This is a genomic window from Kribbella albertanoniae, from assembly GCF_004348455.1.
Taxonomy (GTDB): Bacteria; Actinomycetota; Actinomycetes; order Propionibacteriales; family Kribbellaceae; genus Kribbella; species Kribbella albertanoniae.
The window spans coordinates 1-12,340 of the sequence record NZ_SMKA01000275.1; the positions used below are offsets into that span (position 1 = coordinate 1).

Consider the following 12,340-nt stretch of genomic DNA (forward strand, 5'->3'; position numbering starts at 1 on the left):
GCCAAACCCCCACCTTGAGCACCCCTCAACCACAATCCGCCCGCCGAAACGGTCGAACCGTGCCCAAGGTGCTGCCCGACCCCCACCTTGAGCACCCACCAACCACAGCTCACGCGCCGAACTGATCGAACCGTGCCCAAAGTCGCCCCGCAACGAACTGCGGCACCTTGAGCACCCCTCAACCACCATCCGCCCATCCCCACGGTCGAACCGTGCCCAAGGTGCTGCCCGAACCCCACCTTGAGCACGCATCAACCACAAGCCGTCCCGCGGAACGGTCGAACCGTGCTCAAGGTCGCCTTCACGGCGGATGGCGGCACTTTGGGCACCCATCGATCACAATTCCCCGCGCGGAATGGTTGAGGGGTGCTCAAGGTCGGCGCGCCGGGGGATGTTTCGGGGGAGTGACGCGGCGGTAAATTCGGTGGATGGGATACGCGCTGGGGCGGCTCGATCTTCGGCGGTGGCGGACGGCGGACGCGCTCCGTCTGGCTCAGGCACATTCGGATCCCGACATGGTCTACCAGGGCGGGATCGTGGACCGGGCGACCGCGCTGGACTGGATCGGCCGGGTCGCCGACCTCGACAACGGGCATGTGTACGCCGTGGCCGATGCCGACGACCACCCGGTCGGCTGTGTCGGCGTGACCAACATCGACCGCCACCAGGTCGGCTGGACCTGGTACTGGACGCTCGCCGAGATCCGCGGCCAAGGCGTCGCCCGGGACGCCTTGCGCGCGCTCGCCGACTGGGCCCACCACGACGCCGGCCTGTACCGGCTCGAGCTCGGCCACCGCCTCGGCAACCCGGCCTCCTGCGGTGTCGCGGGCAGCGCCGGCTTCCTCGCCGAGGGCGTCGAGCGGCACCGCCTCGCGTACGACGGCACCCGGTACGACGTCGAGCGGCACGCCCGCCTGGCCTCGGACCCCCTGACCCCGCCGAGCCGCCCGGTCACGATCAGCGTCTAGAGCTGATAGGAACGCCAGCGCTCGTCGACGACGTACCCGAGAGCCTCGTTCGCGCCCAGGCTGCCGTCGTTGATCGCCGCCCCGCCGGTGCTGAACCTCGTGATGCCGACGTCCAGGAAGGCGAGGATGGACGCGGCCTTCACCGCCTGCCCGACCCCGCGACGCCGGTACGGCGCGAGCACGGACGTGAACCTGGTGTCGCCCGAGCCCTCGTGCCGGCGGATCACCGTGGCACCCACCAGCCGGGACCGGTCGAACGCCCCGAAGACCCGGTGTTCCGGCCACAGCCCGCGAATGTCGGAGAGTTCACCGACGATGCGATGGGTGGCCGGCGTGACCGGATAGTCCGACTCGTTGGCCTTCTCCAGCTTGTGCAGCGCCTCGGCCGACTCGGCGCCGAGCTCACGCAACGTCAGCCCGGACGCGGTCGCCCGGCTGACCGCAGTCTCCAGCAGATCCCGGTCGGGATCGGCGAGATGCGCGGCCCAGGACTCGCCCACGACCCGGTACCCGGCCGCCTCGAGCTGGGCGCAGCGCGGGTCGGTGTCCTGGACTATCTGAGTGTCGGGCACAGCTTGATTGTGTGGTGCCCGACGCCAGACCTCAACCCTCGAGTTTGCGCAGCAGCGGTAGAACGTCCTCGGTGAACTGGGTCAGGAAGCGCTCCTGGTCGTGCCCAGGACCGTGTACGACGAAGTGGTTGAACCCCGCCTCCAGGTACGGCAGGAACTGCTTCACGACCTCTTCCGGGTCGGATGCGACGATCCAGCGCTTCGCGACCTGCTCGATCGGCAGCTCGTCGGCCAGCCGCTCCATCTCGGTCGCACTCGTCACGCTGTGCTTCTGCTCCGGGGTCAGCGACAACGGCGCCCAGAACCGCGTGTTCTCCAGCGCCAGCGCCGGGTCGCGGTCGTAGGAGACCTTCACCTCGAGCATCCGGTCGATGTCCTCGAACTTCTTCCCGGCCGCCTCAGCACCTTCCTTGACCGCCGGAATCAGCTTCTCGGTGTACAGCTCCATGCCCTTACCCGAGGTCGCGATGAACCCGTCACCCGCGCGACCGGCGTACTTGGCGACCAGCGGTCCGCCGGCGGCGACGTACACCTTCAAAGGCACCTCGGGACGGTCGTAGATGAACGCGTCGACGGTCTTGTAGTACGGACCCTCGGAGCTGACACCCTCCTTCGTCCACAGGTCGCGGATCAGCTGAACGGCCTCCCGCAACCGCGCGTACCGCTCCTTGAACTCAGGCCACTCGCGCCCCGACACGGCGATCTCGTTGAGCGCCTCGCCGGTCCCGACGCCGAGCATCACGCGGCCCGGGTACAGCACACCCATCGTGGCGAACGCCTGCGCGATTACCGCCGGGTTGTACCGGAAGGTCGGCGTCAGCACCGATGTCCCCAGCAGCACCCGGTTCGTCCGCTCACCCACCGCCGCCAGCCAGGCCAGCGCGGACGGCGCATGCCCGCCCTCGTGCCGCCACGGCAGGAAGTGGTCCGACACCGTCACGCTGTCGAGCCCGAGCTCCTCGGCCCGAACGGCGTACTCCACCAGATCCCGCGGCCCGAACTGCTCCGCCGACGCCTTGTACCCGACCCGAATGCTCACCCTTGGCTCCCAACAGTTTTTAGCCGACTCCAGCACCAACCACGTCCGCCTCCGACTTTATGCCGACGGTGGGTAAGGACACGTAGTGGTGCCCGTGGCGGCCCCGGCCCAGGCGTGGCGGCCGCCCGAATTGCCCGGGCGAGGCGACTAGTACGTGTCGTTACCGACGTGCTTGACCGGGCCCCACGGCATCGGACAGGATTGGGGCCTGGCGCGGCCCGCGCCTCACCTCCGTTGACCGGCTCCGGCCCGGTCTCGTCGCAGGGGGCAAAGGGACTTCTGGTCTCGGGCCGCTCGTCCTGGTCAACTGCAGCGGACGGGATCGCCGGAGGATCGAGTCTGCGCATGCGGAAGGCCAGATGACAGCGAACCGGAATCTCAAGCGGCGGGTGCGCGCCCGCGCCGCCAAGACGGGCGAGTCCTACACGTCTGCCCTCCGGCACTTCCGCCCGACTCCATCAGGAGAAGACATGCCGGAAACTCTCAAGCTCGCCGTCGCCCAGTCGACGGTGCACCGAGACCCCAGCGACCCCGCACTGCTGCGCGCCAGCGGCGCCGAGGTCCGTTCACTGCTGAGGCAGGCAGCCGCAGCCGGCGCCCGCCTGGTGCACTTCACCGAAGGCGCGCTCTGCTTCCCGAGCAAGGAGATCATGTCCGAGCTCGGCCCCGACGAGATCGGCCCGTCCGACTGGACCAAGGCCGACTGGAAGGTCCTGCAGGAAGAGCTTGACAGCATCGCCGAACTGTCCGGCGAACTGGGAGTCTGGACGGTGCTCCCGAGCATCCACCAGCTTCCCGACGCGCGGCCGCACAACAGCATGTACGTCGTCTCCGACCAGGGGAAGGTCGTTGCCCGGTACGACGAGCGCACGATGTCGACGACGAAGATCACCTGGATGTACACCCCGGGCAAGGACCCGGTGACCTTCGACGTGGACGGTTTCCGGTTCGGGCTCGCGCTCGGGCTGGATGTGCTGTTCCCCGAACTGTTCACCGAATACGACCGGCTCGGTGTGGACGGCGTACTGGTGTCGTACTCGACCGCGGGCGTGACACACCACGAGCACATCGCGGTCCAGGCACGCGGGACTGCGGTGAACAACACCTGCTGGATCAGCCTCGCGGTTCCGGCCAATCCGGACGGCGGACTCCAGTCCGGCGTGATCGACCCGCGCGGCGCCTGGGCGATCCACGCTCCGGCGGACGGCACACCGGCCGTTGTCACCACCGACGTACTGCACGAAGACGTCACGCAGATCGGGCGCGAGTTCCGGCAGCGGACTCGGGAGCGTGTGAACAGCTAGCCCTCACACCTTCGGGTGCTGGCGCGTTCCATGGGCATGAACAGGCACATGATCGTCAGCACCCGGCTGGGTGAGCTCACGCTGGTCGCCTCGGACAACGCGTTGGCCGGTGTCTACTTCCCCCATCACTGGGTGAAGCCGATGCCGCTCGGCGAGCGGGTCACCTCCGACCCTGTGCTGTCCGAGGCGGCCCGCCAGCTCGACGAGTACCTGAGCGGCGAGCGCACCACCTTCGACCTCCAGACCACCCTCACCGGCGACGAGTTCCAGCAGCGCGTCTGGAACCGCCTCAACGACATCCCGTACGGCGCAACGTCGACGTACGGCGAGATTGCCGCCGAGGTCGGGGATCACGCCCAGCGCGTCGGCAAGGTGGTCGGCCAGAACCCGCTCTCGATCGTCATCCCGTGCCACCGGGTCGTCGGCAAGAACGGCTCACTGACCGGCTACGCGGGCGGGCTGGAGCGCAAGCAACTCCTCCTCGATCTGGAGGAGCCCGCCGAGGTCCGGCTGTTCTAGAGTCCGAGGCGTTGAGACAGGGCCTCGGCGTCGAACGGCGAGCGGACCTTCGCGTCGTTGTCGAAGTAGACGTAGACATCGCGGCGATGCCGAGGCGGCCGGTCCGGGGACACCGTCTTGCCGCCGGTCGGCGTCCGGCCCTGATGCCAGGTCCGCGCACGGGCGGCCCAATGGTCGAGCCCTGCGGAGTCGTACCCACTCACGTAGAGCTCGTCAGCGCCGTGCAGCCGCACGTAAACGAAGTCCGCGGTCACGTCATCGAGCATCGGCCACTTGCCCGCGGTGTCCGCGCACACCAGCGCAATGTTGTGCTCACGGAGCAGGTCGATGAACTCGGCGTTCTCGAAGCTGTCATGCCGGACCTCGAACGCGTACCGGATCGGCTGCTCCGAGCGGACTTCCAGGAATACGCGATCCTGCATCCGATCCTCGTGCTGCTTGGCCAACTCCAGAGCAGCACTGGTTGTCCGCGGCAACGATTCGAAGAACGCGGCGAGCCGCGGCCCGTCGTACCGGAAGTTGCCCGGTAGTTGCCACAGCACCGGACCAAGTTTGTTGCCCAACGCAAGCAGTCCGGAGGCGAGGAAGTTGGCCAGCGGCGCATCGGTATCCGCGAGCCGTTTCATATGCGTGATGAACCGCGGCCCCTTGACCGCGAACACGAAGTCGTCCGGCGTCTCGTCGTACCAGCGCTGGTACGACGAGGGTCGCTGCAGCGAGTAGAACGACCCGTTCAGCTCGACCGAGTTGAGCCGCCGCGACACGTACTCCAGCTCCGCACGCTGCGGCAGACCCTCGGGGTAGTAGACCGAGCGCCAGGGCTTGTATCGCCAGCCGGAAATGCCCACGCGATAGACCACAACTCTGATTATCTATCCCGATGCAGGTCGATCGCGGGAGCTACCCCGACGCGCGCACGCCGTGGGATCACGCGGTGTGGCGCCGCGAGGCGATGGGCTGGCTGGTGGAGCAACTCGACCGGTTCGAGATCCGGGAGACCGGGCCGATGCGGGTGCGGTTACGCCCGTGGTCCGTGATCGTGCGGATCGAGGCCGCGGAACCCGTGTGGTTCAAGGCGAATCCACCCGGCAGCGCGTTCGAGCCCGCGCTCACTCAGCGGCTCGCCGAGCTCGTCCCGGAGCACGTGCTGACGCCGTACGCCGTCGATGTGGAGCGCGGGTGGTCCCTGCTGCCGGACGGTGGGCAGGTGCTGAAGGAGGTCGAGCGGAAACCGCGGCACTGGGAGGAACTGCTCAGCCAGTACGCCGAGTTCCAGCGCGCACTGGTGGACCGGGTGGGCGAGTTCGACCAGCTCGGCGTACCGAACGGGCGGCTCGCCGTACTGCCTGAGCTATTCGACTTGCCAGGGGTGGCTGATCAGTGCGCTGAGCTGGCGTCTCTCGGCATCCCGGAGACGCTCGACCATGCCGATCTGCACGAGAACCAGGTGTTCGCTGGACCGCCGTACCGGTTCTTCGACTGGGGTGACGCAGCGATCTCGCACCCCTTCTGCAGCCTGCGCGTCCCGCTCGAACGGGTCGCCGAGCAGCTCGGCCCCGAGTTCGTCCCGCGGCTCCGCGACGCCTACCTCGAACACTGGCCTGGCGACGGCCCGACCCTGCGCCGCGCCGCCGACCTCGCCTGGAGCCTCGGCGTCTTCGGCCGCGCCGCCTCCTGGAAACGACTCTTCCCCGGCAACACCTCGATCGGCGACGCCGGCATCGCCGAGGCCCTCGATCGCCTACGGTAATCACATGGCGTTGTTCCCGAAGAGTGGCAAGGTCGAGTCGTCCCTGACGATCGTGGTCGGTGGCGGGTCCGCGTTCGGCCTCGTCGTGCTGACGTCGCGGTCGTGGAAGGCGTGCAACGTGGACGTCTCCGGGCCGATGCCCAACGGCCTGACCCTGCTGTTCCTGGGCCTCCCGCTGGCCCTGATCGTCAACCTCGTCCTCTTCACCATCGCCTACCGCTACGCCGGCAAGACCCTGTTCATGGGCCTGATCGCCGCCGCCATCGCGATCACCATCGCCGACCTGGCCCTCTACTCCTGGCAAGGCACCCCAGCCGCCTCTCCAGGCACCTGCCCCGGCAACGTCCCGCCCTTCTGGCCAGTTTGGATCCCCACCTGATGATTCGTCTCTACATGTCGATGTCCCTGGACGGTTTCATCGCCGGTCCGGACGACCGCCCCGGCCAGGAGCTCGGCCGGCACGGCTTCCGCCTGTTCAACTGGCTGGACGACCGGCTGGCGCCAGGCGTCAACGGCGAGGTGTACGGCGAAGCGATGGCGACCGGGGCGATCATCGCGGGCCGCCGGACGTTCGAGCTGGCCGGCCGCTGGGGCGGCGACCACCACAACGGCGTACCGATCAACATCCTCACCCACCACATCGACCCGGACGACGTGCCGCCGGGCACCGCGAAGTTCTACACCGACGTGGCCGCGTGCGCCGCTGACGCCCGCGCAGCAGCAGGCGACCGGGACGTCATGGTCCACGGCGCCGGTGCGGCGACCGCACTGCTGGCCGCGGGTGAGCTCGACGAGCTGGAGCTACACGTCGTACCGGTCCTGCTGGGCTCCGGACGCCCGCTCTTCGGCTTCGACAGCACCCCCGTCGAGCTGGAGCTGGTCCGCCGCCTGGAGGGCCGCGGCGTCACCCACCACCGCTACCGCGTCCTCAGTAGCTGATTGTCGAGCCGACGGCCGCACAGGTCGTCGGGCCGTCGAAAACCTCCGAGGCCTCAGCCGTCGCCTGCTGTGGGTCGAGCAGCGGGCCCACGTGGGTGACGACGAGGTGTTTGACCCCAGTACGGCGAGCTAGCGCGCCCGCCTGCCCGGGAGTGTGGTGAACCGGGGTCGGCTGCGGATCGTTGGCCTCACACAGCAGCAGGTCCGCCCCGGCCGCCACCTCATCCAGAGCGTCGCAGGGCGCGCAGTCCCCGGAGTAGGCGAGCACCTGCCCGCCGAACTCGGCCCGGAGCGCGTAGGCGTCACACCCGTGCTCCACAGCCCGGCTAATCAGCCGCAGGTCGCCCAGCTCAACCACATGCCCGTCTGACAGCGGCCGAAGGTCCAGTACGTCGGTCAGTCCGCCGAAGAACCCGACCAGACGCTCTGCCAGCGCAGCGGGCGCGTACACCGGCAGTGGAGCACGAGCGGGCAGCTCGCCGTACGACAAGGCGTAGTACGCGTTCAGCAGGTCGCACATGTGGTCGAGGTGCAGGTGCGACAGCCACACGGCGTCCAGCTCCGACAGCGTGGTGTGCCGGAGCAGTTCAGCGAGTGAACCCGGACCGGCGTCGACCCAGACCTCAGCGCCGCCGGCACGCAGCAGGTAGCCCGAACACGGGCGGTCCGGCTGCGGGTAGGGCGCGGCGACGCCAAGGACCGTCAGTGCGCTCAGAGCTTCGCCCCGATGAGCTGGTAGATGTCGTCGTGCGCACCGGGCAGATCATCGTGCCCGAAGTCCGGATAGGCCCGGAGCTCCTTGGTCGAGGTGATGCGGTTGTACGCCGCGAACTGGGTCGACGGCGGGCAGGTCTGGTCCTCGAGGCCGACGAACAGCGTGACCTCGGCGCGGATCCGCGGGGCGAGGTGCTGGACGTCGATGTACCCGAGGGTGTTGAACACCTCGTCCTGCCGCAGGTGCCGCGGGTCGCGCTTCTTGAACCAGGTGACGATCTCGTCGTACGGACCCTTCTCCAGGTTCAGGTCCCAGGTGCGCTGGTAGTCACACAAGAACGGGAACACGCTGGCGACGTACTTGATGCCCGGCGTCAGCGCGGCCGCGACCAGGCTGAGGCCGCCACCCTGACTCCAGCCGGTCGTCGCGATCCGGGTCTCGTCCACCTCGGGCAGTGCGCCGATGATGTCCGCGAGCCGCCGGGTGTCCAGGAAGACGTGCTTGTAGAGCAGCCCGTCCGGTCCGGCGTCCAGACCGTGCACGAGGTGGTTGTGCAGGTTGAAGTCGTTCCCGGTCTGGGAAGCCGTCCGGAACCCGACCTGCTCCCGGACATCCAGCGCGGCCACGGTGTACCCGCGCGCCGCATACGCCAGCAGGTCGACCCACTTCGGCTGCTCACCGCCGTACCCATGAAACACCAGTACGGCGGGGCCGGTCGGCTCGTTCGGCCGGATCACCTTGGCGTGCACGCGGTAGCCGCCGGTGCCGGTGAAGTACAGGTGCTGGGCCGTTGCCGTGCTCAACGGAAAGTCGGTGGCGTCGGCGAACTCGGTCTCCGGGTCCGTCCCGTCCAGCTCGAGCAGCGCCTTCCCCCAGAACTGGTCGAAGTCGGCCGGCCGCGGATTCGTGCCCTGGTAGGTCAGCAGTTCGTCGTACGACAGCTCGAAGGACAGCACAGACGCTCCTCAGATCTCGGGTCGTCCTTATTCTGCGGGAGGCTCCGGGTCCGGGGCAGTGCCGTCCCAAATGGTGTAGCCGTGCGCCGCATTCAGCTTGTCGCGCAGCGTGGTCTCCAGGACTGGCACGTGCTTGGGCGCCAGCCAGGCCAGCGGCAGCAGGACGGTGTCATCCGGCCGCTTGGTCCGCAGCGCGAGTGCCGCACCGTGCGTCGTCTCAACCCGGCCGACCTCGGTGACATCGGTCCACACCGTCTTTACTCCGCGTACGTCGATCGCGTCGTCCCGCAGCCGCAGTACGACGGGTGGCCGGGCCACGATCCACAGCCCGGCCAGCGCGACCAGAGCTCCGAGCATCAGGAACACCCCGACCACTGCTCTGGGCGCTCCGAGGGCCCAGGTGATCGCAGCCACCCCGAGCAGGATCAGGCCGGTCGCCAGTACACCGAGGAATCGCCCAGACCGCATCCGGTACGTCGTACGCATCCGGCCATGATCCCATCGGCCCCGCCGGCGGTCAGAAGGGGTCGACGTCCGAGGTGGATGCGTTGCCACCGATCACCGGTGACAGCGTGACCGTCCAGTCGAACTTGCCGTCGAAGCGATCGTCGTACTTGGAGAAGGAGCAGTCCTCGGTGAACTGCCGGCTGACGCCGTCCCAGGCGCTGCCGGACTTGAAGAACACCCAGTAGCTGCCGCGGATGCCGCGCAGGGTGGCGTTGGAGTTGTGGCGGACGTAGATCGAGACCTGCGGCTGCCGCGGCACGCTGGTCGCGACGACGACCACGACATCGGCCGAACCGTTGTTCTTGATCTGCAGCATCCCGGCGCCGCGGGACCCGGCCCGCTGGATGATCTGGCCGTTCGTGCCGCGGCCGGTCATCTGCGGCGGCGGCTTCAGTGCCGGCGGCGTCATCCGGAGGCCGAAGTTCATCCCCTTGCCGAGGCTCTTGTTGACCTCCTGCGACAGCTCGACGATCGACGCCCGGATGCCGGTCTTGGCCTGGTACAGCCGGACCGCACCGGCCTTCGGCAAGCCACAGCCGGTCTTGGTCTCACCGGACTTGGCCAGGTTCGACGTCACGCTCGCAGGGAACCTGTTGAAGGCAGTGAGGGCTCCCTCGTGTCCCGAGCGGGCCGACTGCGGGGGCTGGAGCTCACCCAGATCCTGCCGCTGCCGCTCGATCGCGTCCTCGAGCTGGGCGCGGGCTTGGTCGAACGCCGCGAGCGTCGGGGCGTTCATCACCCGCTGTACGCCGCGGACCAGGTTCGTCTCGGAGTTCGCCAGTGCCTTCTTGTAGCCCACCGGGCTCAGCGACGTCTGCGTCGGCGTGGTCGACGACGGCGGTGGCGTCGGTGCCGGGGTGGTCGGTTGATCTGTCGGGGTGGTGAGCGTCGTCGAAGGCAGCGGCTTGCTGCTCTCCGGTTCGCTGCTGCACCCCGCCACGACCAACGCCGTACCGATCGCTACTGCCATGACTCGCCGCATGTGTTCGCCCCCCAGCCTCTTCGGTGCGAGTCATCCTTCCCTGAAGAGGCGGGACCAGTCCAGACTGACCGGAAGTTGTCAGTTCGTCCCGGTCTGGGTCGGGTCGTAGGCGCAGGCGTCGTTCAGGTCCTGGGCCGCACCCGGGGTCGTCGTCGGCTTCACCGGCTTCTTCGTCGGACTGGTCGTCGGCTTCTTGGTCACGGTCGTCGACGGGGTCGAGGCGATCGGCTTGGTCTTCGGGGCGATCGCCTTCTCGACGAGCTCCTGCATGGCCGAGTAGTCCGGGTTCTTGCCGGTCGGGAAGTTCTTCCGCTTGTCGAGGTCCACGTTCGAGACCTTCGCCGACTTGACCTTCAGACCGAGCTCGATGAACGCCGGCAGGATCTCCTGCGGGATGTCGGTCCGCAGCAGGTCCTTGCTGGCCGAGGCGATCTGCTGGTACTTCGTCACCAGGGTGGCCGGGTTCACGCTGTTCACCAGCGCGTGGATCGTGCAGCGCTGCCGCTCCTGCCGCGACGGGTCGCTCAGGCCGTAACGGCCGCGGGCGAACCAGAGCGCGTGGTAGCCGTCGAGCTTCTGGTTCGGACCCGGCTGGATGTAGCCGGACGGCTTCTTCTCGCCGCGCGTCCCCGGACCGGAGCCATAGTCGCCACCGATCGGCACCTTGTAGTTGACGTTGACCGTGATGCCACCGATCGCGTCGATGATCTTGCGGAACCCGGCCAGGTTGATCTGCATGTAGTAGTCGATGTCGAGACCGAGCGCGGCGCCCGCGGCCAGCTTGACCACGTCCGCGCCCATGTTGTCGGTCGCGCCGAGGATGCCCTGATGCTTCTTGGGGACGTTGTCGTACATCGAGTCCAGGTAATACTCCGGCTGCTCGACGTTGCCGAGATTGGGGTCCCAGTAACCGTCCGGGTACTCCGCGTGCAGCGGGGAATCCTCCGGGAAGGGCATCCGCATCCAGTTCCGGCTGAGCGAGATCAGGGCCGTGTCACCGGTCTTGGTGTCGATACTGGCCACCATCACCGTGTCGGTCCGGACCCCGGTCCGGTCGGCGCCGTCGTCCGCACCGAGGAGCAGCAGGTTGAGCCGCGGCGTCTTCGCCCACGGGTCCGCCTTGTCCACCTTCGGCCGGGTCGCGCTCTTGGAGTCGCCCTCGGACTGGAACACGCTGCCGACCAGGTCGCGCTGCGCCATCACCGTCTGCGCCGCCACCGTGGTCGGGACGGCGATCGCGAAGCACAGCAGACCGACGAACATCGAGCCCGCCAGCCGGCCGGTATACGTCATGCTCACCGGCCGGAGCAGCTTGTGCGAGGCCACCACGACCCAGATCCACAGCACCCCGAGCACCACCACGGCCGCGGTCGCGATCAGCAGCTGGCGGGGGGAGACGAGCAGCTCGAGAACCGAGTTCCGCTGGGTCAGGCCGACGTACGCAGCGACCAGCAGCAGCCCGACGGCGAGCGTCAGGACGAACGCCCCGAGCTTCGTCCGGCCGCCTTTGATCAGGCCGAGACCCGGGACCAGTGCGCTGAGCAGGGTGAGACCGATGGCCTTGGAGGTCGTCCGGGCGCGCTGCGAGCGGTGCTTGGACCGGCCGGCGCGAGGCGCGGACCTCCGTCCGGCGGCACGAGTACTCCGCGACATGGCTCCGTTTCCCTGATCGGCGACGTGGCGACCCACCGTGGAACGCCCGAAGCGATCCACGATACCTATGACGCCCACGTCCGCCGTTCGGTTGACGTGTGCTGGCGACCCCCGTCGGTGCACGCCAGGTTACACACGGCCCGGCCGACACTCCCAAACCCCCGCCCCCGACCCACTTTGCCGCCGGGCCCGGTGAGCAGATAGTCTTGGTCGTCGTCGACCCATGCAGACGTTGTGTGTGGGTACGTCGGAGGAGGCGTCGCCTAGTCCGGTCGATGGCGCCCGCCTGCTAAGCGGGTTGAGGGTAACCCCTCTCGCGAGTTCAAATCTCGCCGCCTCCGCGCTTTGGGAGCGCCCTGTCCACGGAGAGCGTGGACGGGGCGCTTCGGCATTTTCTGGGGGTGCAACCCCCAGGCCCCGCCCGGCGGGCTTCGCC

Annotated in this window: 14 protein-coding genes and 1 tRNA gene; 7 read left to right on the forward strand and 8 right to left on the reverse strand. The window is 68.3% G+C overall.

Annotated elements, in window-relative coordinates:
• The first annotated feature begins 428 nt into the window (after positions 1-428).
• The gene (locus E1261_RS37095) at positions 429-968 is read left to right on the forward strand and encodes a GNAT family N-acetyltransferase (protein WP_132414421.1); all 540 of its coding nucleotides are present in this window, start codon (positions 429-431) and stop codon (positions 966-968) included.
• Here the strand turns inward: E1261_RS37095 and E1261_RS37100 are convergent.
• Positions 965-1,540, reverse strand: coding sequence for an acetyltransferase (locus tag E1261_RS37100; protein WP_132414422.1), 576 nt, complete (start codon positions 1,538-1,540; stop codon positions 965-967). The genes E1261_RS37095 and E1261_RS37100 overlap by 4 nt on opposite strands.
• 31 nt (positions 1,541-1,571) lie before the next feature.
• Positions 1,572-2,579: a glucose-6-phosphate dehydrogenase (coenzyme-F420) gene (gene fgd / locus E1261_RS37105; protein ID WP_132414423.1), complete on the reverse strand. Its 1,008-nt coding sequence runs from the start codon at positions 2,577-2,579 to the stop codon at positions 1,572-1,574.
• 359 nt (positions 2,580-2,938) lie between these two features.
• Between fgd and E1261_RS37110 the strand changes: the two genes are divergently transcribed.
• Positions 2,939-3,883 carry a carbon-nitrogen hydrolase family protein gene (locus E1261_RS37110; RefSeq protein ID WP_238176665.1) on the forward strand — a complete coding sequence of 315 codons (945 nt, stop codon included), beginning with the start codon at positions 2,939-2,941 and terminating at the stop codon, positions 3,881-3,883.
• A 48-nt stretch (positions 3,884-3,931) separates the two neighbouring features.
• Complete coding sequence (locus tag E1261_RS37115; protein WP_238176666.1) at positions 3,932-4,402, forward strand: methylated-DNA--[protein]-cysteine S-methyltransferase; 471 nt, start codon at positions 3,932-3,934, stop codon at positions 4,400-4,402.
• Here E1261_RS37115 and E1261_RS37120 read toward each other — a convergent pair.
• Positions 4,399-5,262 (reverse strand): DUF72 domain-containing protein, encoded by an 864-nt coding sequence (locus tag E1261_RS37120; RefSeq protein ID WP_132414424.1) that lies wholly within the window; start codon positions 5,260-5,262, stop codon positions 4,399-4,401. The genes E1261_RS37115 and E1261_RS37120 overlap by 4 nt on opposite strands.
• Positions 5,263-5,282: 20 nt before the next feature.
• Here E1261_RS37120 and E1261_RS45600 point away from each other — a divergent pair, with 20 nt between their 5' ends.
• The 3 genes from E1261_RS45600 to E1261_RS37135 are packed head-to-tail and all read left to right on the forward strand — an operon-like array spanning position 5,283 to position 7,091.
• Positions 5,283-6,152, forward strand: a complete 870-nt coding sequence (locus tag E1261_RS45600) for an aminoglycoside phosphotransferase family protein (RefSeq protein WP_165952772.1) — start codon at positions 5,283-5,285, stop codon at positions 6,150-6,152.
• A 4-nt stretch (positions 6,153-6,156) separates the two neighbouring features.
• Positions 6,157-6,531, forward strand: coding sequence for a hypothetical protein (locus tag E1261_RS37130; protein WP_132414425.1), 375 nt, complete (start codon positions 6,157-6,159; stop codon positions 6,529-6,531).
• Positions 6,531-7,091, forward strand: coding sequence for a dihydrofolate reductase family protein (locus E1261_RS37135; RefSeq protein ID WP_132414426.1), 561 nt, complete (start codon positions 6,531-6,533; stop codon positions 7,089-7,091). Before E1261_RS37130 ends, E1261_RS37135 begins: the two co-directional genes overlap by 1 nt.
• Here the strand turns inward: E1261_RS37135 and E1261_RS37140 are convergent.
• The 5 genes from E1261_RS37140 to E1261_RS37160 form a co-directional block, all read right to left on the reverse strand.
• The gene (locus E1261_RS37140) at positions 7,081-7,806 is read right to left on the reverse strand and encodes an MBL fold metallo-hydrolase (protein WP_132414427.1); all 726 of its coding nucleotides are present in this window, start codon (positions 7,804-7,806) and stop codon (positions 7,081-7,083) included. The genes E1261_RS37135 and E1261_RS37140 overlap by 11 nt on opposite strands.
• Entirely contained in the window at positions 7,803-8,762 is a 960-nt protein-coding gene (locus E1261_RS37145; RefSeq protein ID WP_132414428.1) for an acetylxylan esterase, read from the reverse strand. The genes E1261_RS37140 and E1261_RS37145 overlap by 4 nt, the downstream gene beginning before the upstream one ends.
• Positions 8,763-8,789: 27 nt before the next feature.
• Positions 8,790-9,248 carry a hypothetical protein gene (locus E1261_RS37150; protein WP_132414429.1) on the reverse strand — a complete coding sequence of 153 codons (459 nt, stop codon included), beginning with the start codon at positions 9,246-9,248 and terminating at the stop codon, positions 8,790-8,792.
• A gap of 31 nt (positions 9,249-9,279) precedes the next feature.
• A complete protein-coding gene (locus E1261_RS37155) occupies positions 9,280-10,251 on the reverse strand; it encodes a hypothetical protein (protein WP_132414430.1) in 972 nt (323 codons plus the stop codon).
• 78 nt (positions 10,252-10,329) lie between these two features.
• On the reverse strand, positions 10,330-11,904 hold the full coding sequence (locus tag E1261_RS37160) for an LCP family protein (protein ID WP_132414431.1): 1,575 nt from the start codon (positions 11,902-11,904) through the stop codon (positions 10,330-10,332).
• Positions 11,905-12,156: 252 nt separating this feature from the next.
• Between E1261_RS37160 and E1261_RS37165 the strand changes: the two genes are divergently transcribed.
• Positions 12,157-12,245 (forward strand) — tRNA-Ser (locus tag E1261_RS37165).
• Positions 12,246-12,340 lie beyond the last annotated feature (95 nt).

Bases quoted from the DNA above. Each gene is read 5' to 3' on its own strand.
- E1261_RS37095 (WP_132414421.1), top strand. From the start codon at position 429: ATGGGATACGCGCTGGGGCGGCTCGATCTTCGGCGGTGGCGGACGGCG.
- E1261_RS37110 (WP_238176665.1), top strand. From the start codon at position 2,939: ATGACAGCGAACCGGAATCTCAAGCGGCGGGTGCGCGCCCGCGCCGCC.
- E1261_RS37115 (WP_238176666.1), top strand. From the start codon at position 3,932: ATGATCGTCAGCACCCGGCTGGGTGAGCTCACGCTGGTCGCCTCGGAC.
- E1261_RS45600 (WP_165952772.1), top strand. From the start codon at position 5,283: ATGCAGGTCGATCGCGGGAGCTACCCCGACGCGCGCACGCCGTGGGAT.
- E1261_RS37130 (WP_132414425.1), top strand. From the start codon at position 6,157: ATGGCGTTGTTCCCGAAGAGTGGCAAGGTCGAGTCGTCCCTGACGATC.
- E1261_RS37135 (WP_132414426.1), top strand. From the start codon at position 6,531: ATGATTCGTCTCTACATGTCGATGTCCCTGGACGGTTTCATCGCCGGT.
- E1261_RS37150 (WP_132414429.1), bottom strand. From the start codon at position 9,248: ATGCGTACGACGTACCGGATGCGGTCTGGGCGATTCCTCGGTGTACTG.
- E1261_RS37155 (WP_132414430.1), bottom strand. From the start codon at position 10,251: ATGCGGCGAGTCATGGCAGTAGCGATCGGTACGGCGTTGGTCGTGGCG.
- E1261_RS37160 (WP_132414431.1), bottom strand. From the start codon at position 11,904: ATGTCGCGGAGTACTCGTGCCGCCGGACGGAGGTCCGCGCCTCGCGCC.